Below are 19501 nucleotides of genomic sequence, written 5' to 3' on the forward strand. Positions count from 1 at the left end.
GCTCGCGGGGTCACGATCTTCGCGTCTTGATGGGCGTGCGTGAGGGATGCTTATGTATAGGCCGGACGAGGCCGGAAAACAGGGGGTCAGTCAACCGGCACGCGAGCAGCGTGCGCCGGTCGAAAGAGGTTCGTTGCTCGATCTGCTCTCGTCGGACCTTCACGAAGCGGAGACTGCCGCCGACAGGTCGGCAACAGACAGGCCCGCCGAAATCCAGCGCCAATCCAGAGATATTCCGAACGCCACGCCCCAGCCCACTGACGTGGCGCGTCCCGTGTCCAGTGCGGCCGGCGCGACGCGCGATAGCTACTTTCCCGGGTTGAGCGGCCTTAGCAGGATCGGCATCGATGATATCATCGGCTGGTTGCGGGACGGGCTCATCTGGATCGTGCTGGCGCTCGTCCTGTGTGTGGGGGGGGCGCTCGCCTATGCTATGACGGCGACGCCGCGCTATACGGTCTACACCGATATCGTCGTCGATCCGTCCAACCTCAACGTCGTCAGCGATGACGTCTTCACCAGCAACCCGCAGCGCGATGCGCAATTGCTGGAAGTAGAAAGCAAGCTGCGCATCCTGACGTCGCGCAATGTGCTATCGCGGGTGATCACACAACTGCGCCTCACCGAGGATCCGGAATTCGTGAAGCCCTCGGCCTTTAGCTCGTTGAAGAACCTCTTCTCCACGAAGGCGGAGCAGCAGGCCGGAAACGAGCTTGCCGCCATGCGCGCCTTGTCGGAGCGGGTGGAAGCCCGGCGCGAAGAGCGGTCCTTCGTGGTGGTGATGAAGGTCTGGAGCGAAGAGCCTGCGAAAGCGGTGACGCTGTCGGATGCGATCGTCGCGGCCTTCGAGCAGGAGCTGTTTCAGTCCGCCGCCGAGAGTGCCGGTCGCGTCGCGCAGAGCCTCAACGCCCGGCTCGATGAACTTCGCCACAACGTCACCGAATCCGAGCGGGCGGTCGAGGATTTCCGCCGCAAGAACGGGCTGCAGTCGACCAATGACGGCCAGCTCGTCAGCAATCAGCTTTCGAACGAACTCAACACCCAGGTCCTCGACGCCCAGCAGCGCTTCATCCAGGCCGATACCCGCTACCGGCAGATGAACGATGCGATCGCGCAAGGGCGGACCGCAAGCGCCTCCGAGTTCGAATCCGTCAACATGACGAACCTGCGCGAGCAGTACAACGTGCTGCAGCAGCAGATCGCCTCCATGCAGCGCACCTATGGCGAGCGCCATCCGCGCCTCGTCAATGCGCGCTCGGAGCGCGCGAACCTGGAATCGGCCATGGCCGACGAGGCGCGCCGCATCCTGGATCGCGCCAAGGCGGACATGGACCGGGAGCAACAGGCCTTTTCGGCCTTGCGCGCCAAGGCGAGCGACGAGAAGTCGAATGTATTTTCCGATAACGAAGCCCAGGTACAGCTGCGCGATCTCGAAAGGGACGCGCGCGCCAAGGCCGCCATCTATGAGACCCACCTGGCGCGTGCCCAGCAGATCACTGAACGCCAGCAGATCGACACGACCAATGTTCGTGTGATCTCGCGCGCCTTGCCGCCGAATGCACGCAGTTGGCCGCCGCGCACCGTGGTTCTGCTCGCCGGCGGCGGCTTCCTCGGGATCGTTCTCGGCATATCGCTCGCGCTTGCCCTCGGTCTGTGGAGATACATCCGTCGTCCGCAGCCCCTGGCGCCGTGAGAGGGCGGCCATCGTGCCCGATCTCAGCGGTAATCCGGTCACTTCTGCAGAAGCCTTGAGGGTCCGCGTCGGGACCTTCCTGTTCCTGGCGATTTCCATCTACTACTGGATTCCCTTCCATTCCTTCGTCGACCTGACCAAGGAAAGCCTGCTGGAGCCGGGCGGTGACAATTCCAGCCGGCTGAACCAGATCGTGGCCTTGCTGCTGTTTGCCGGCGCCTCTTGTTACGGTGTGCTGCATCCGATGCGGCGCGGGCTGATGCAGCCGCGGGTGCTGCTTGCGGTCCTGCTTTTGTGGGTGCTCTTTGCTTGCTTGGTTTCCGCTCATCCGGCCAACGGCATCAAGGCGATCATCCTGACGACGATGGTCGCGGTCAACGCCAACGTCTATCTGCTGTTGCCGGCCAACGAGCGGCACTTCGCCAAGATGTTGGCGATCTCGACGCTCGTCATGCTCGCGGTTGCCTATTACGGCGTACTGTTCAAGCCGCTTCTGTCCATTCACCAGGCCAACGAAGTGCTGGAGCCGATGCATGCAGGGCTGTGGCGCGGCCATTTTCGTCACAAGAACGAAGCGGCCGTCGCCATGGTGCTGGCCTCGTTTCTCGGCCTTTACGTCCTGCATCGGTGGTCGAAGCTAGTCGGCGTGACCATCGTTGGCCTCGCCTTCTTCTTCCTCATCCACACGGGAGGGAAGACCTCGACGGCGATGCTGCCGGGCATCCTGCTTCTGGCATGGCTGTTCGAACGCGTACGCCTGCTGCGCATCCCGATTGCAATCGGCGGCGTGGCCCTGTTCAACCTTTTCGCCGTCGGGTCGGCCGTCTTCCGGCCACTTGGCGAATTCGTCACGTCGCTCGGCATCGACGCGACCTTCACGAACCGCGCCGACGTCTGGCGCTTCGCCTTTTCGGTAATCGCTGAACAGCCGTTTATCGGCCGCGGCTTGAAGGCTTTCTGGCAGACCGAGGAAGTGGTCTTCAGCGGCGGCGGCATCGAGACCTGGGCGGTTCGCGCCGCCCATGCGCATAATTCCTATCTCGAGACGCTTCTGGTCATCGGCATACCCGGATTGATCCTCACGCTGCTCTGGCTGGTGGTGCTCCCGCTCTATCATATCTCGCGCATACCGCCGGCCCGGCAGCACAGCGACCTCACGCGGCTGTTCCTGCGGATATGGCTCTATTCGATCTACAGCGCCAGCCTCGAGGCCTTCTTCTTCGATGGTCCGAACGTGCTGTGGTTTACCTTGCTCTTCGCAATTTGCGGTTTGCGCCTGCAGTCCTCGGCAGCGCTTGCAACCGAACCACGCCCGCTTGCACAAAGGATGGTGGCGCATGCCTAGTTTTTCACAGGCTCTGTCGAGGGTCGACGGCCTTGTCGATCGCGTCGCCAACCGGCTGATCTGGCGTCTCGCGGCGAAACCGCGTGACGTCATAACCGATGCGCCGCTCGTCTCCTTCACCTTCGACGACGTGCCGGACACAGCACTGCACAACGGCGCCGCGATCCTCGAACGTCATGGCGTGCACGGAACGTTTTATATCGCCGGAGGGCTTGGGGGGCGGGTCGAGACGGATCGTACCCTGATCTCGCCGGAGGGCTGCGCCGAGCTCGCTCGTCGGGGTCACGAGGTCGGCTGCCACACCTATTCCCACAGCAAAATCAGGCGTCTGGGCGGAGGTGGGCTCGCCCGGGATCTCGACCGGAATGCCGCCTATCTCAGCCAGAGCGGCGTCAATGCCGCTGCAACCAACTTCGCCTTTCCTTACAATGCCGCCTGGCCGCTGGCGCGGCGGGAGCTGGGGCGCCGCTACCGCACTTGTCGTGCGGCTGGCGAGAGCGTCAACCGCACGGCCGTCGATCCGCTGATGCTGAAGGCCGTCGAGATCCGGCAGCCGGAGGCGGACGCTCGAGCGCTCACGGGCTGGATCGACGATGTCGTTGATCGACCGGGCTGGCTCGTATTTTTCACCCACGACATCGCCGCGCGTCCGACGCCCTATGGCTGCACGCCCGAGACTTTCGAGACCCTGGTTCGCTACGCGGTTGAGAAGGGCTGTGTCGTGTTGCCGGTCGAGCAGGCGCTCGACAGGCTCGGCTGGTAGGAGGGGGCATGTCGGGGCAGGGGAACGGCGGCAACAGGCTGCTCGCCATCAACAACTACTTCTATCGCCGCGGTGGCGCGGAGGCGGTCTTTTTCGACCATATGAAGATGTTTTCGGATATCGGCTGGGACGTGGTGCCCTTCGCCATGCAGCACGAGGATAACGAAGCCTCGCCATGGTCCGACTATTTCGTCTCCGAGATCGAGTATGGCCGGCGCACCAACCTTCTGCGCAAGGTCGTTCAGGCGGCAAGCGTCATCTACTCGCGTGAAGCGCAGAAGAACGTCAGCCGGCTGATCGAGCGCGCCCGGCCCTCCGTCGCCCATGCCCACAACGTCTACCACCATCTTTCGCCGGCGATCTTCTCAACGCTGAAGGCGGCCGGCATCCCGGTCGTCATGACCGCTCACGATCTGAAGCTTGCCTGTCCTTCCTACAAGATGCTGCGTCACGGTGCCGTCTGCGAGGACTGTCGCGGCGGGCATATCTACAACGTCTTGCGGCATCGCTGCATCAAGGGGGAGACGACGCTGAGCGCCGTCGTGCTCGCCGAAACCGTCGTTCACCGCGGGCTCGGTCTCTACCGCAACAAGGTGGACCGCATCGTCGTACCGAGCAAATTCTACGTCGAGAAGCTGGTCGAATGGGGCTGGCCGCGGGAACAGATGGTCCATATCCCGAACTTCGTCGATGTCGACGACTATTCGGCCGACTGGGTCGAGGGCGACTATTTCGTCTTTGCCGGACGGCTGGCCCCGGAGAAGGGGTTGGCGACGCTGATCCGCGCGGCGGCCGCATCGGGCCAACGGCTGGTGATCGCCGGAACCGGGCCCGAGGAAGCGATGCTGCGGCAACTGGTTGCGCAAACCGGCGCCGACGTAACCTTTGCCGGCTATCTCTCCGGCGAGGCCCTGCACCGCCTGATCGGGCAGTCGCTGGCGCTGGTTCTGCCTTCCGAATGGTATGAGAACGCGCCGATCAGCGTGCTTGAGGCCTATGCGTTGGGGCGGCCGGTGATCGGAGCCTCGATCGGCGGCATTCCTGAAATGATCCGCGAGGGCGAGACCGGCATGACCGCGATTTCGGGGGACGCCGACGATCTCGCCCGCGTGCTGTCGACGATGGCCGGTCTGCCGGCTGCCGAACGCGCTGCGATGGGGGCTTCGGGCCGACGCTGGATCGCAAACGAGTTCTCCGCCGCCGCCTATCGGCAAAGGACGATCGACCTCTATTCCAGGCTGGGCGCGCTCTGAGCGCGTCCGCCATTAACGTTACGATACAATTTGTAGTAACCTGGGCTCGCGCTATGGTTTTCGGTCATTTATATGAGGGGTGAGTGAAATATCTTGGCGGTGATTAAGTATATCGCCCTAGTAAACGGAACGGGCAACCTTCGAGGCGACACATGAGCAGAAAGTCTGATGTTTCGCGAAGTCATCGCCAGCAACAGCCGGTGATTGCGCAGGAGATGGTACAGACCGGACTGTCGGACGGCGCCGGCCGGCTACCCCTGCCTAGCGCCGCACGCGCTGGCCGACAGCACGGCCACCCCGCTCAGAGCGGCGCGCTGGCCGCACGCGGTGAGCGCAAGCGCGTGATGATGCTGGGCCTGCGCGGCATCCCCAACGTTCAGGGCGGCGTCGAGAAACACGTCGAAATGCTGGCGAGCAAGCTGCTCGGATACGGCTGGGACGTCGAGGTGGTCGGACGCCGCCGCTATCTGGAGGATCGCAAGGCTTACGCCTGGAACGGAGTGGACGTCGTTCCTCTCTGGGCGCCGCGCCGTATGGCGCTGGAAGCGATCGTCCATACCTTCCTCGGGGTCTGGCTCGCCGCCTGGCGGCGCCCGGATGTCCTGCACATTCATGCCATCGGCCCGGCGCTGATGGCGCCGCTTGCGCGCTTGCTCGGTCTCAAGGTCGTGGTGACCCATCATGGCTACGATTATGACCGGCAGAAATGGGGCGGATTCGCCAGGCGCACGCTGAAGCTCGGCGAGCGCCTCGGCATGCGGTTCTCGAACGGACGCGTGGCGATCTCGAAGGACATCGCCGAGACGATGCACGCCCGGCACCATGTTGCGATGACGCTGGTGCCGAACGGCGTCCAGGTCACCCCGCCGACGGGAGAGGCCGGCATTCTCGCGGAGTTCGGCCTTGAACGGCGGCGCTATATCCTGCTCGCCGCCCGGCTGGTTCCGGAAAAGCGGCAGCTCGATCTCATCCGTGCTTTTGCCAAGTGCGGCCTCAGCGATACGAAGCTCGTTCTTGCCGGCGGCGCAGAGTTCGAGACGCCTTATGCCAAGGAGGTGAGGGCGCTTGCGCGCGACGTGCCGGGTGTCGTGCTCACCGGCTTTCAGACGGGCGACAGGCTGGCGGAACTCTTCGACAATGCCGCCCTCTTCGTGCTGCCTTCCAGCCACGAGGGCATGCCGATTGCACTGCTCGAGGCGATGGCCTACGGGCTGCCGGTTCTGGCAAGCGATATCGTCGCCAATCAGGAACTGGAGCTGGCGCCCGACGAATATTTCCCGTTGGGCGATATCGATGCGCTGGCGTCCGGCATCGTGGACAAGCTCGCAGCCCCGCTCAGCGACGAGGAGGTGCGCGAGCGCGCCGCGCACGCCGAAGCCGCCTATAGCTGGACAAATGTGGCGCAAAGGACCGCGGCGGTGTATAGCGCGTTGCTGGCGAAGTAGCCGGGCGTTCGCGTCCGCCGTGTCGCCGGCCGGAGCCTGCCTCGTGCGTTCACCGCACACCGCTCTCCTCAAGAATGCGACCGCGCCCCCGCAACGCGATGAACGCGCAGGCGCCATCGCCGATCGTTCGATAATTGCCGTGCCTCGCACGCCGCCTGGAAGACAAGCCGACAATGACTATCAAACGCGCCGCCAGCCTTTTCGCATGGATCCTGTTTGCCGTGATCGCCTATTCGACGATGTCGCCGCTCGACCTGCGGCCGCGCATCGGGCACATGGTCCATCTCGAACGTTTCGGGGCCTTCGGCCTGCTGGGCCTGCTGTTTGCGATCGCCTATCCGCGGCGGCTGGCGCTCGTGCTGGTTCTGGTCTTTGCGACCGCCATTGGCTTCGAACTGTTGCAGATGGTTTCTGCTGACCGCCACGCACGCCTGACGGATGTGATGGTCAAGCTTCTCGGCGGCGCCTGTGGCGTCTTTGGCGGCTGGTTCCTCTATCGCTTTCGTTTGCCGCTGCTGCGGCTGCTGGGGCGGTAAACCAAAACGCAAAATATCGCCGGTAAGATCGGCGGCAACCGGAGCAGGCCTGCGCTCCGTCGAGACTGGGGGATCGCGTGGCAGTATCCGTCATCATCAAGACGCTGAACGAAGAAAAGCGCATCGCTGCGACGATCGAAAGCGCGTTGAAGGCGCTCGAAACAGTTGGCGGCGAGGTCATCGTGGCCGACAGCGGCTCCAGGGACCGGACAGTGGAGATCGCGTCGCGCTATCCTGTTGTCATCGCCCAGATCAGCCCACCGGCGCTTCCGAGCTGCGGCATCGGCCCGCAACTCGGCTTCCAATATTCGCGCCACAAACATATCTGCCTGCTCGACGGCGACATGTTGCTGGACGACGATTTCCTCGAAGTGGCAGAAGCGTTCCTCGCCGACGATCCCACAGTGGCTGGTGTTACCGGCCATGTGCAGGAGATGCTGACCTCCAACCTCGAATTTTCCCGGCGGGTCACCCGTAATTCACCGGAAAACCGGATCGGCGCGATCGACCGCATGAACGGCGGCGGGCTTTATCGCCGGTCGGCGATCGAGGCAGTCGGCTATCTCTCCGACCGCAACCTGCACGGCTATGAGGAGTTTGACCTCGGCATCCGGCTCAGAAGCGCCGGCTTCAAGCTGCATCGCCTTGACCGGCGCTTCGTCCAGCATTTCGGCCACACCGACAATTCCTACCGCCTGCTCGTGCGCCGCTGGAAGAGCAAGTACCTGTTCGGCATCGGGGAGTTGCTGCGCGCCTCGCTCGGCCAGCCCTATTTCTTCCAGCTCGTCCGGGAACTGCCGGAGCTCAAGCTTTGGGCGCTGGTCTATCTCTGGTGGGCAGCGTCGCTGGCGATCCTGCTGTTCGTGCCCGACAAACTCCTTGCGCTCGGCATCGTCCTTGCGATCCTTACCGGCGTCGTCGGGCTGATGAGCCTGCGCAAGGGCGGTTTCAGCATGGGGCTCTACACTGTCGTCGCCTGGTTCTTCCACGCGGCGGCGCTGCCGGTCGGCTTCTTCCGGGCACGGCGAAAGCCTGACGCGCCGATCGAAAGCAAGCTGCTCGGAGCCCCGGCATGAGGTGGCAGCCACTGCCGGCGGCAGCCGTGGCGCTTGCTGCCGTCTGCTCGCCGGCGCAGGCATCGGACCCGTGGCTTCCCGTGCGGGAAATCTCGCTTGAGTTCGAGGCTGGCAGCCCTCTCGATTTTTCCTCTTTCCTGCCGAACGGCACGATCGATGCGGATCACCGCCTGGTCGCCGGTGCCGGCGGACGGCTTGCCTTCGCGAAGTCACCGGACAAGCCGGAGCGCATGCTCTGTGCGTCGCTTGCCTGGAGCCCGGCCTCCGGCGGGTTTCCCGATCACGAAACCGCCGATCGTTACGCCCGGCAACTGGCGATGCGCGGCTACAATCTCGCCCGGCTGCATTTCGTCGACGGCAGCCTGATGTTCGGTCGCGACCGGGACTTCGATTTCGACCCCGAGACGCTCGACCGCATCCACTATCTGCTGGCGGCGCTGAAGCGTAACGGCATCTACTGGATGATGGACGGCCTGTCGTCCCTGCGCGGCGTTTACGGCGGCTTTGACGATCGCTGGGACGATGGCGGCAACCTCAAGCTCGAGCTGTTTGTCGACGAGCGGGCGTTCGATCACTGGAAGCGCATGCAGGAGGCGATCCTCGGGCGCGTAAACCCCTATACGGGCTTGGCGCCGATCCGCGACGACGCGCTCGCGGTCGTCATTCTCGCCAACGAGAACGGCATGGAGTTCGACACGGTCGTGCACGATCGGCCGGGCAAGCCGCCCTATGATCCGCAGCTTGCCAAGCCGTTCAACGCATGGCTGGCCAAACGCTACGGATCGACCGCGGCGCTTGCCAAGGCGTGGCCTGATCTGCGCCCAGACGAGACGATCGAAGCGAGATCCGTGGCGCTGCCGGCGGACCGCTACGTTCCCGGCCCGCGGCTGCGCGATCTGCAGGCGTTCTTTACCGAGACGGAAGCGGCGACGGCCGCGCGCATGGGCGAGGTGCTACGCGGGCTCGGCTACCGCGGCCTGATCAGCAACTACAACAATTGGCCGACGGTTCAGGCGTCGCTCAGCCGGCGCGGCCTCGAAGCCGTGACCATGAACACCTATCACGACTGGGTCAGCGGCTATGCGCCCGGCAGCAAGACCACACAGGTCAGTTCGATCGCCGACGGGGTGAATTACATCCGCATGATCGCGGCAACGCGCTGGCTCGACCGACCGTTCCTCGTCAGCGAGTACGATCACCTCTTCTGGAACCGCTACCGCTACGAGGCCGGGCTGGGGATGCCGGCCTATGCGGCCCTGCAAGGCTGGGATGCGCTCTGCCGCCACGGCCATGGCCCGATCGTTCTTTCCTATGGCGAACCGTTCCCGCACAAGAAGGCAATGCTGCCCTACGCCATTGCGCTCGATCCCGTCGCGCGCGCCGGCGAGACGCTGTCGGCGCTTCTCTACCGCCGCGGCGACGTGGCGACCTCAGCCGCTACCGTCCCGTTTGCGGTGCGCGGAGAAGAGGATCTTTCCGACGACATGCAGGCGCGCGAACCGGAGCGCCTGACGGACCTCGCGCTGGTCGGGCGGGTCGGTCTTGAAGAGGCGAACCGGCTCGGCGATGTGCCTGCGGTAAAGCAACCGCGCCAGCAGGACAGCGAAGGGATACTCGACAGCCTGCGCCAAGACGGTGCGCTTTCGGATGATAACGGCACCAGCATCGATACCGGCATTTACCAGAGCAGTACCGGTGAAATCCTGTTGAACCGCCTTGCCGGCCAATTGCGCGTCGTCACCGACAGGACCGCGGCCGCCGCCTTCTCGACGCTGCGGGAGCCGATCGATCTCGGTCTGCTCAGGGTCGAGCGGGCCGATGGCAACGGGCTTGTTGCGATCTCGGCGCTCGATGCGAATGCAGGGCTCGCCACCGGCCGGCGCCTGCTGCTGATCTTTGCGACCGATGCGCAAAACACCGGCATGGCGTTTCGCGATACCGAGGAGAAGGTGATCGAGGATTTTGGCCGGCTGCCGGTTCGGCTGCGCGAAGGCTATGTCGATCTGACGCTGGCGCGAACCGCAGGGAACTGGAGCGTTTCGCCGGTGGGCCTCGACGGCAACGTGCATGCGCCGGTGGTGCAAGGCACGGGCAATGTCGCCTTCCGGCTCTCCAACAACGGGCCCTCCGGCCCGACCACCTATTTCCTCCTCGAACTGCGATAGGGGTAGCGCCACGTTTCGCTGGATCAATGAATGGCCACGATGTCGGCCTATGCTCCGCCGCTTTCACGCACAGGAGGATGAGATGAGAATATCGGAAGCCATGCATCCCGGCGCTCGCTGGATCTCTCCGGAAACCGATCTGAAGACAATCGCGCGTATCATGCGCGACGAGGACATCGGCGCGTTGCCGGTCGGCGAAAACGACCGCCTGATCGGCATGGTCACGGACCGCGACATTGCGCTGCGCGCCTTTGCCAACGGGCGGGACCCGGCGTCGATGACGGCGCGGGACGTGATGACGAGGGATATCGTCTATTGCCGCACGGACGAGACGATCGAACATGCCGTCCATCTGATGGAGGCGAAACAGGTGCGGCGTTTGCCCGTGATCGACCAGGACAAGCGCATGGTCGGTATGCTGTCGCTGGGGGATGTCTCCCATGCCGGTAGCCAGCAACTGTCGGGCGAACTCGCCAAGGCCGTCACGGCCCATCACGTCTAACGTCGGCTTTGCAGCTCGCGGCGCCTTTGAATAGGCGCCGCCAGCCGTTTCGTTCGAGGCTGTCAGAACCGGTAGCTGATACCGGTGCCGATCAGCCACGGATCGAGTTTGACCTTGCCGCTGACGGCACCGGCGCCCGGCAGGGTGGCGTTGACCTCAGGCTCCAGGAACAGCTTTTTTACGTCGAAGTTCAGGCCCCAGTGGTCGTCGAGCTTGATATCGACGCCCGCCTGAAGCGCCACGCCGAAGGTGTTTTTCAGGTTGAAGCTGGAGAAATCGCCGCGGGGCTTCTCGTTGTAGAACATCGTGTAGTTCACGCCGGCGCCGACATAGGGCTTGATCTCGTCGGTGACGTTGAAGTGATACTGCAGTGTGAGCGTGGGCGGCAGCAGCCAGGCCTTGCCGATCTCGCCGAGGCCGGCGATCGAACCGCTGCCGCGCGCGGTGTGCGGCGTCGTGCCGAGGATCAGTTCGGCCGCAATGTTGTCGGTGAAGAAATAGGTGATGTCGAGCTCCGGCACGACGGAGTTGCTGACGCCGACCTTTTCGCCGTCGAGTGCGCTGCCGTTGAGATAGAGCGTGCCCTTGTCGTCAGGCAGGACAGCGAGCGCGCGGCCACGGATCATCCAAGGGCCGGGCTCGCTTGCCAGTGGCATTTCCGGTGCCGCGACCGCGCCCGGCTCGGAGAGATCTGCCGCCGTCGCGAGCGCGAGCGGTGCCGCAAGCGCGGCGAAAAGGATGGCAGATGGCAGAATGGCGCGAGTAGGCATGATTTTCCGGACCCCCAGAAGAAGTTGAACATCGCCGGTCAGGGCGTTCGGCGGCAGGGATTCTGCGGCCGACGGCACTATGCTCAACAGGGCGTCTCAGCGGTTGTCCTGGATCAATGCGGACGCGAATCATCAAGCCCTTGGGGAAAAAGGTGGATTCGGCCAAAGACGCGATATCCGCGCCAATCCCCTGTCAGGCGGGCATGCGCGGAATGCTGGCAAGCAGACGCTGCGTATAGGGATGTTGCGGGGCGGCCAAAATGTCGCGGGTCTTGCCGCTTTCGACCACCTTGCCACGCTCCAGAATGACCATCTCTTCGCAGAGGGCCGCGACGACGCCGAGATCGTGCGAGACGAAAACCAGCGTCAACTTTTCGGCGAGTGTCTTGAACAGCTCGACGATGCGGATGCGGGTGGAAAGGTCGAGCGCGCTGACCGCCTCGTCGGCAAGGACGATCTGAGGGCGGGCGACGATGGCGCGGGCAATGGCGATGCGCTGGCGCTGGCCGCCGGAAAACTCGTGCGGGTAGCGGCGGAGTGCATCGGCAGGAAGCCCGACCGCTTCGAGTGCCGCGGTGACCGCCTGCGTCCGGTCGCCCGGGATCCGCAGCGACCTTAGCGGCTCGCCGATGATGTCGATCACCCGCTGGCGCGGGTCGAGAGAGGAATAGGGATCCTGGAAAACGGGTTGCACGGCGCGGCGGTAGCGCTGCATGAAGGCGCTGCTGCCGGTGTCGAGGGCTTCCTCGCCGAAGCGAATGGTGCCGCTCGTCGGGCGAATGAGCCCGAGCATCAGTCGCAGCAGCGTCGTCTTGCCCGATCCGGATTCGCCGACGAGACCGATGCTCACTCCCGGTCGCACCGATATCGAGACGTTGTCGAGGGTGGTCTGCTGGCGGGAGTAGCCGAAGCTGACGTTTTGAAGATCGAGCATCATGATCCGGTTGCTCCGAGCGCTTCGTCGAACAGGCGGGCGGCCTCGACCAGGGTCTTGGTATAGTCGTGCTGCGGTCTGCCGAATACCGAACCGACCAGGCCCTCTTCGACAGCGATGCCGTTCTTCAGCACGATGACACGCTCGACCACCTGGGAGACGACCGGCAGGTCGTGGCTGATGAACAGAAGCGCCATGCCGGTCTCGCGCACCAGCCGGTCCAGCAGTTTCAGGATCTCGGCCTGCGTCGTGACGTCGAGTGCCGTTGTCGGTTCGTCGGCAATCAGCAGCTTCGGGCGGCAGGCAAGCGCCATGGCGATGGCCACGCGCTGGCGCTGGCCACCGGACACTTCGTGTGGGTAGGAATTGATGATGCGGTCGGGCTGCGGCAATGCCACCTTGGCGATCAGGTCGCGGACTTCGCGTTGAACCGCCTCCTTCGTTGCCTTGCCGCCGTCTCGCTCCAGACGTCGGCGAACCGGTTCGGCGATCTGCCGGCCGATCTTCATCAGGGGATCGAGCGCGGTCAACGGCTCCTGGAAGACGACCGCTGCGGCGACGCCGCGCAGCCGGTTCATCACCCGGTCGGTGGCGTCGACAACCTGTTGCCCGTCAAGAGTGATCGAACCGGTGACCGCGATCGACGGTGGCAGCAGGCCGGTCGCGGCCATTGCCGTCATCGACTTGCCGGAACCGGATTCACCGATCAGGCCGATGCGTTCACCGGGGCGAATGGCGAAAGAGAGGTCGGACACCAGAGGCTTGTCGCCGGCGCGGATGGTGAGACCCTGGATGTCGAGCAGCGCTGTCATCGCGATCTCCCCCGCGTCGGATCGGCGATATCGCGCAGGCCGTCAGCCAGAAGATTCATGCCGATGACGAGCGCGACGAGGGCGATGCCCGGTGCGATCGCGCCGATCGGAGCCGTATAGACGGTGCCCTGTGCTTCCTGCAGCAGCCGCCCCCAGGAGGCATTCGGTGGTGGTGCGCCAAGGCCGAGATAGGAGAGCGACGCCTCCGCGATGACGGCGAGGCCGAATTGCAGGGCAAAATTGACCGACAGTGTCGGCCAGATGTTAGGCAGCACGTGGCGGAAGACGACGCCGCCCCAGGAGGTTCCCGATGTGCGCGAAGCGACGATGTAGTCCTGCCTAAGCACGCGCTTGGCGAGGATGCGGGTCAGCCGCGCAACGATCGCCGAGATGGCAAGCCCGAGTGCCAGGATCGCCGACCAGAGGCTGGCACTGTCGCTTGCCGCCACCACCAGCATGGCAAGCAGCAGGGTCGGAAAGGCGATCAGGATATCGAGCGTCGCAGCCATCACGTCGTCGGCCAGGCGCGTGGCGAAGGCGGCGACAACGCCGAGGCTGACGCCGATCGCAGCACCAATCGCAACTGCACCAGTGCCGACCAGCAGAGCGGTACGGGCGCCGATCATCAACTGGGTAAGCAGGTCGCGGCCCAGGCGGTCAGTACCGAGCCAGTGCAAAAGTGACGGCGCTTCCAGTCGTCCACCCGAGGCATTCAGCGCATCATAGGGCGTCCAGAAAAGCGTCAGTACCGCGACGGCGACGTTGAGGCCGACGAGGGCAAGGCCGACGGTCAGGGCCAGCGAGCGCTGGCGCTTCGGCGCGGAAACGGCTGTGTCGACGGGGCTCATGCATTGCCTCCGACGGCGCGTTCGCGCAGACGCGGATCGATCAGCCTTTGGGTGAGATCAGCGGCAAACCCGATGAGCAGCACCAGCAGGGTGGAGATGAACAGCACGCCCTGAACATTCGGATAGTCACGCTGCTCGATCGCAAGCAGCAGCATCGAGCCAAGGCCTGGCAGGGCAAAGACGCGCTCGACGACCACCGCGCCGAGCAGTGTCGTTGCAAGCTCGATGCCGAGAATGGAGACGATCGGCACGGCGCCGTTGCGGATGCCGTGACGAATGAGCGCCTCGGGGAAGCTGGCGCCGAGGGCACGTGCGGTGCGCAGATAGTCGCTACCGAGGACATCCTGGGTCGCCGAGCGTACGTAGCGCAGCAGGGACGCGCCCATGACGAGGCCGATCGTCATGACGGGCAATGCAAGCGCATAAAACACTTGTCCCTCGTTCTGCCAGCCGCGGCGGGGAAAGCCGCCCGAAGGGAACAGCCGGAAGGTGACGGCAAACACCGTGACCAGCAGGATGCCGACCCAGAAGACGGGAATGGCAATACCGAGCTGCGACACGGTTGAAATCAGTCCGCCATACCAGCGATCGGCTTTGACGGCCGAGAGGATGCCGAGCGGAACGGCGATCAGGATGGCGAGCACGAAGCCCATCAGCGCCAGCGGCACGGTGACCGTCAGCCGCGCCGCGATCTCCTCGATCACCGGCTTGCCGCTGACAAAAGAGGTCCCGAGATCGAAGCGGGCGAGGCTGCCGGCAAAGCGCAGGAACTGCTGCCAGAGCGGCAGGTTCGAGCCGACCTGTTCGCGCGCCTTCTCGATCTGCACGGCATCGGCGCCGACAGAGAGAAGCGCATTGGCGGGATCGCCGGGCAAAAGGCGCAAAAGCACGAACAGCACCACCGCCGCGATCAGCAGCGACAGAAGCAGAATGGCAAAGCGGCGGACGAGATAGGTGAGAATGGCTGCATTCCTTTCTTCTCACGGGGGCCGTGATCAGAGAGCTGGCTTTTGCACCAAAAAGATCGGGCAGGCTAGAGCACGGCCTATCTTTGGTCGCGCCTGTGGAAGGACGGCGAATTGCCCGGACAATTGGCGCGAAACGCAATCAGCCCCCGGAATGGATCCAGGGGCTGCTGTTCGTGCACCGGTGTGGGGTGCACGCCGGACGGCGCTGCCGCTTACTGCTCGCTCTTCTTGATGCCGAAGGCGAAGAATTGCGAGTTCAGTCCATTCACCGGGTAACCGGTCACGGCCGAGTTCGAGACAACGATCTGCGGGTAGAGATAGAGCCAGTTGCTGGCCGCATCCTCGGCGATGATCGTGTTGGCTTCCTTCAGCTTCGCCGTCTGCTCGTCGGTGTTGGCGGCGGCCTCCGACGCCTTGATCAGATCGACGACCTTGGGATTGTTGTAACCCCAGTAGAAATCCGGATTGCCGTAGAAGACGATGTCGCGGTGATTGACGTGCTCCTGCAGCGTGGCCTGGAAGTCATGCGCCTTGTAGACCTTGGTGTACCACTCGTTGGCGGTGATCACGTTGATCTCGACCTTGATGTTGACCTTTGCGAGTTCGCTCTGGATGAACTGCGCGACGATCGGGTGCGGATCGTAGTTCGGCGTATCGAGCTTGAAGGTGAAGCCATCGGCAAAGCCCGCTTCCTTCAAGAGCGCCTTGGCGCTCTCGACGTCATAGGCGTCGACGGCGGTCAGGTCCACGTACCAGGGATCGGTCGGCGGAACAAAGGAGCCGATCAGGGTGCCGTATTCGCCCCAGATCGAGGTCAGAAGCTTCTTGTCGTCGATGGCACGGGCGATCGCCTTGCGGACCTTGACGTTGTCGAAGGGGGCGACGCGGTCGTTGAACGCGAGCAGTTCCTTGGTCGTCGACTGGCCTGCAGTGACCGTGAAGTCAGGATTGTCCTTGAATTGGGCAATGGAGTCCGGGCTCTGGACGCTGGTGACGATGTCGACGGCGCCGGTCAATAGCGCATTGTTGAGCGCGGTCGCATCGGTGAAATATTGGAAGACGACTTCGCCATTGGTCGGCGCCGTGCCCCAGTACTTGTCGTTGCGGACGAGCGCCAGCGACGAACCGCGGCGCCATTCGTCGAGGCGATAGGGGCCGGTGCCGTCTTCGCCCGCGTTCAGATCCTTGGCTGCATCGTTGACGATCCAGACATAGCTCAGATTGTAGGGCAACGAGATCGAGCGGGCGGACAGCTTGACGACGACCGTCTGGTCATCGGGCGTTTCGATGGCGCTGATGGTTGCAAGGCTCTTCTTGCGCGAGCTCTTGGATTGCTCGGCCGTTACGCGCTCGATGCTGTACTTGACGTCGGCGGCCGTCAGAGGATCGCCGGAGTGGAAGGTGACGCCGGGGCGAAGCTTGAAAGTGTAGGTGAGGCCATCGTCGCTGACGCTCTGCTCAGCCACGAGACCCGGCTGAACGTCGCCTGCGTCGGTCAGCGTGAACAGCGCCTCATAGACATTGCCGTTGAAGGCTTCGTTGATGCCCTGGCCGGCGCCGGCAGTGTTATCGAGGTTCTGCGGCTCATAAAGCGAGCCGATGGTGATCGAGGCGTTGGGATCGAACTTCGCGTCCTCGGCAAAAACGGCCGTGCTCGACGCAAGAGCCAGTGCCAACGTGGTGGCTGCCAAGGTTGCGCCGCGCGCCCGGCGGGCCTGTCCCGTGGTCTTGCCAAAGCCGATGATAGTGCCAGTCATGTCCCAAACTCCTGCTTATGCCTGTTGTGCGGATCGCACCGCCGCCGAATTCTAGCCATCGGACGATTGCCGTGCATCATACTTATTCCCTAGTAATTTAGTGGGAAAATTGATTTCTTTTGTCAGGCGAAGTTGAAATTTGTACCCGCGATTGCGGCGGTTGGGCAGATGCGCATTTCGCTTTTCATCGCGCGGTGTGAACAGAGATATATCAGGCAGGCCTTGATAGGCCCGCGCGCCCTTGAGGAGTTGGCGCGATTTTCTTCCGCTGACTGTGAACGCCGGGCGTCAGGCAGAAATCGATTGTTGTTCGCGTAGGTTTTCCCTCGAAAATTGCAAAATGCAACGAGTCGACAAAAGGATTCGACAGTCGGCAGATTCTGATATATCGGCTGATTAATCGTTTAATCACGCGATAGCGGGAACACTGTCTTGGCGCGTTCCGGACCAAAACTAACGAGGATTGCCAGAACGCTGGGCGTCTCCGCGGCGACGGTTTCCAACGCGCTCTCCGGCAAGGGGCGCGTCTCCGCCGAGATGGTGGAAAAAATCCGCGCGACCGCTGCCGAGCTCGGCTATGTGCCGAGCCAGGCGGGCAGGGCGCTGCGCACCGGCCGCACCGGCGTTCTCGGTCTCGTCCTTCCCGATATCGCCAATCCGCTCTTCCCGCAGATCGCTCAGGCAATCGAGCTCGCCGCTTCGTCGTCGGGCTATGGCGTGCTGATCGCCGACTCCCGCGGCGACGTCTCGACCCAGACCAAGGCGATCGAGCGTCTGATCGATCGCGACGTCGATGGCCTCGTGATCGTGCCCAGGCGCGGCACCCGCATCGCCGATGTCGGCTGTCCGGTCGCCGTCATCGATACGCCCTCGACCCCCGGAAACACGGTCGCTGCCGACCATTGGGGTGGCGGCCAGCAGATCGCCGAGCATCTGAAGGCGCTCGGCCACCGCCGGGTGCTGATCATCGGCAACAATCCCGCCTCGAACGTACAGAACGACCGCGCCGGCGGCATCCGCTCTGTCTTCGGCGAGGGCTGCCATACCGATACGCTCTGGATCGAGCCGTTGGAAAAGGCGGCCGGCAAGGGCTGTCCGCTCGGCCTCGCCGATAAGGTGGCCGAAGGCTACACCGCCTTTGCCTGCATCTCCGATCTTCATGCGCTCCGGGCGCTCACCGAATTGCAGCGCGCCGGCATCGATGTGCCGGAAAAGGCAAGCGTCACCGGTTTCGACGACCTGATCTGGTCGCCGGTCATCACGCCGGCGCTGACGACGGCGCGCATGGACATGACCGAGATCGCGGCGGTCGCCGTCGCAGCGCTCGTCAAGGCGATCAGCGAGCGCGACCCGTCCGATCCTGAGATCGGTGCGCCGGTTACGGCGGCGACCTCCAAGGTGCCGATGCACCTGGTCGTCCGGCAATCGGCCGCAGCGCCGCCCGCGTCTCAACCCGTTCATACCACTGTCACCGCAGCCACATCCGTCACTGAAGGAGGACCCCAGCCATGAAGAAGTTCCTGCTCGCCTCAAGCGCGCTCTTGCTCGTTACCGCCAACGCCGCATCTGCCCAGGAAAAGACGCTCACCATTTCGGTCTACGGCTTTGCCCAGGACGCCTTCAAGGAACTGGTCTACACGCCGTTCGAACAGAAGTGCGGCTGCAAGCTCGTCGTCGAAACCGGCAACAGCGTCGAGCGCCTGGCCAAGATGGAAGCCAACAAGGCGAGCCCGGTCGTCGACATGGCCGTCGTGTCGATGGCTGACGCGCTTTCGGCCACCCGGGCCGATCTGATCGAAAAGATCGACACCTCGAAGCTCCAGAACTTCAACAAGCTCTACGACCTCGCCAAGGATCCGAACGGCGACGGCATGAGCGTCGGCTACACCTTCTACGCCACGTCGATCGTCTACCGCTCGGACAAGATGGAAGTGAACTCCTGGGCCGACCTCCTGAGCGAGAAGAACGCCAGCCACGTGGCGTTCCCGAACGTCACCACCAACCAGGGCCCGCCGGCGCTCTACATGGTCGGCGAAGCCATCGGCAAGAACACGCCTGACCTCAAGGAGGCGATTGCCGCCGTCGGCGCCAAGAAGGACGAGATCGTCACCTTCTACGTCAAGTCCTCGCAGTTGGTGCAGCTGATGCAGCAGGAAGAAATCTGGGCCGCCCCGATCGGTCGTTTCTCCTGGGAAGGCTTCACCAAGCTCGGCCTGCCGATCAAGTGGGCAACGCCTAAGGAAGGCCAGACCGGCGGCATGAACGTGATGGTGCTGACCAAGGGCGGCAAGAACCAGGATCTCGCACTTCAGTTCATGGACTTCTGGCTCTCGACCGAAATCCAGACGGCCCTTGCCGAAAAGCTGGTCGACAGCCCGGCCAACAAGGACGTGAAGGTCTCGCCCGAGATCGCCGAAAACCTGACCTACGGCGAAGAGACCGTGAAGAATCTCAAGCTGATCCCGTCGGCCGTCGCCCTCGACAACCGCGAAGCGTGGCTGTCGGAGTGGAACGCCCAGGTCGGCCAGTAAGTCCAGGCCTTTGCGACCTCCACCGGCGGACACGGACCGCCGGTGGAGACCTGATGCGACGGGCGCGATGAGAAGCGCCCAGGAATGCCTTGAAAGGAAGAAG

General features: G+C 63.7%; 17 protein-coding genes. 11 read left to right on the forward strand and 6 right to left on the reverse strand.

Going from position 1 to position 19501, the window contains the following annotated elements; all coding sequences use genetic code 11:
• Window positions 1-52: 52 nt before the first annotated feature.
• From IB267_RS22160 to IB267_RS22200, 9 genes are all read left to right on the forward strand, one after another.
• The gene (locus tag IB267_RS22160) at window positions 53-1693 is read left to right on the forward strand and encodes a GumC family protein (RefSeq protein WP_192450020.1); all 1641 of its coding nucleotides are present in this window, start codon (window positions 53-55) and stop codon (window positions 1691-1693) included.
• Between the two features lie 13 nt (window positions 1694-1706).
• The gene (locus tag IB267_RS22165; RefSeq protein ID WP_192449599.1) at window positions 1707-3038 is read left to right on the forward strand and encodes an O-antigen ligase; all 1332 of its coding nucleotides are present in this window, start codon (window positions 1707-1709) and stop codon (window positions 3036-3038) included.
• Window positions 3031-3801: a polysaccharide deacetylase family protein gene (locus tag IB267_RS22170; protein ID WP_192449600.1), complete on the forward strand. Its 771-nt coding sequence runs from the start codon at window positions 3031-3033 to the stop codon at window positions 3799-3801. The genes IB267_RS22165 and IB267_RS22170 overlap by 8 nt, the downstream gene beginning before the upstream one ends.
• Window positions 3802-3809: 8 nt before the next feature.
• Window positions 3810-5054 (forward strand): glycosyltransferase family 4 protein, encoded by a 1245-nt coding sequence (locus tag IB267_RS22175; RefSeq protein ID WP_192449601.1) that lies wholly within the window; start codon window positions 3810-3812, stop codon window positions 5052-5054.
• Window positions 5055-5398: 344 nt separating this feature from the next.
• Window positions 5399-6499: a glycosyltransferase family 4 protein gene (locus tag IB267_RS22180; RefSeq protein WP_246810820.1), complete on the forward strand. Its 1101-nt coding sequence runs from the start codon at window positions 5399-5401 to the stop codon at window positions 6497-6499.
• Between the two features lie 173 nt (window positions 6500-6672).
• Entirely contained in the window at window positions 6673-7035 is a 363-nt protein-coding gene (locus tag IB267_RS22185) for a VanZ family protein (protein WP_192449603.1), read from the forward strand.
• 77 nt (window positions 7036-7112) lie between these two features.
• Complete coding sequence (locus IB267_RS22190; protein ID WP_192449604.1) at window positions 7113-8111, forward strand: glycosyltransferase; 999 nt, start codon at window positions 7113-7115, stop codon at window positions 8109-8111.
• The gene (locus IB267_RS22195) at window positions 8108-10276 is read left to right on the forward strand and encodes a glycoside hydrolase (protein ID WP_192449605.1); all 2169 of its coding nucleotides are present in this window, start codon (window positions 8108-8110) and stop codon (window positions 10274-10276) included. The genes IB267_RS22190 and IB267_RS22195 overlap by 4 nt, the downstream gene beginning before the upstream one ends.
• Before the next feature lie 82 nt (window positions 10277-10358).
• Window positions 10359-10778, forward strand: coding sequence for a CBS domain-containing protein (locus IB267_RS22200; protein WP_043613745.1), 420 nt, complete (start codon window positions 10359-10361; stop codon window positions 10776-10778).
• A gap of 62 nt (window positions 10779-10840) precedes the next feature.
• Here IB267_RS22200 and IB267_RS22205 read toward each other — a convergent pair whose 3' ends face one another.
• From IB267_RS22205 to IB267_RS22230, 6 genes are all read right to left on the reverse strand, one after another.
• Entirely contained in the window at window positions 10841-11548 is a 708-nt protein-coding gene (locus IB267_RS22205; RefSeq protein ID WP_192449606.1) for an OmpW family protein, read from the reverse strand.
• A gap of 193 nt (window positions 11549-11741) precedes the next feature.
• Window positions 11742-12488, reverse strand: coding sequence for an ABC transporter ATP-binding protein (locus IB267_RS22210; protein ID WP_192450021.1), 747 nt, complete (start codon window positions 12486-12488; stop codon window positions 11742-11744).
• Window positions 12482-13294: an ABC transporter ATP-binding protein gene (locus IB267_RS22215; protein ID WP_192449607.1), complete on the reverse strand. Its 813-nt coding sequence runs from the start codon at window positions 13292-13294 to the stop codon at window positions 12482-12484. The genes IB267_RS22210 and IB267_RS22215 overlap by 7 nt, the downstream gene beginning before the upstream one ends.
• Window positions 13291-14142: an ABC transporter permease gene (locus tag IB267_RS22220; RefSeq protein WP_192449608.1), complete on the reverse strand. Its 852-nt coding sequence runs from the start codon at window positions 14140-14142 to the stop codon at window positions 13291-13293. The genes IB267_RS22215 and IB267_RS22220 overlap by 4 nt, the downstream gene beginning before the upstream one ends.
• On the reverse strand, window positions 14139-15104 hold the full coding sequence (locus IB267_RS22225) for an ABC transporter permease (RefSeq protein ID WP_192450022.1): 966 nt from the start codon (window positions 15102-15104) through the stop codon (window positions 14139-14141). Before IB267_RS22225 ends, IB267_RS22220 begins: the two co-directional genes overlap by 4 nt.
• Before the next feature lie 218 nt (window positions 15105-15322).
• A complete protein-coding gene (locus tag IB267_RS22230) occupies window positions 15323-16867 on the reverse strand; it encodes an ABC transporter substrate-binding protein (RefSeq protein WP_192449609.1) in 1545 nt (514 codons plus the stop codon).
• A gap of 432 nt (window positions 16868-17299) precedes the next feature.
• Here IB267_RS22230 and IB267_RS22235 point away from each other — a divergent pair, with 432 nt between their 5' ends.
• Together IB267_RS22235 and IB267_RS22240 are read left to right on the forward strand one after the other, a co-directional pair.
• Window positions 17300-18379, forward strand: coding sequence for a LacI family DNA-binding transcriptional regulator (locus IB267_RS22235; RefSeq protein ID WP_192449610.1), 1080 nt, complete (start codon window positions 17300-17302; stop codon window positions 18377-18379).
• Window positions 18376-19398 (forward strand): PotD/PotF family extracellular solute-binding protein, encoded by a 1023-nt coding sequence (locus tag IB267_RS22240; RefSeq protein ID WP_192449611.1) that lies wholly within the window; start codon window positions 18376-18378, stop codon window positions 19396-19398. The genes IB267_RS22235 and IB267_RS22240 overlap by 4 nt, the downstream gene beginning before the upstream one ends.
• The last annotated feature ends 103 nt before the right edge of the window (window positions 19399-19501 follow it).

It is taken from the genome of Ensifer sp. ENS09, assembly GCF_014852425.1.
In the GTDB taxonomy this organism is placed as follows: Bacteria; Pseudomonadota; Alphaproteobacteria; order Rhizobiales; family Rhizobiaceae; genus Ensifer.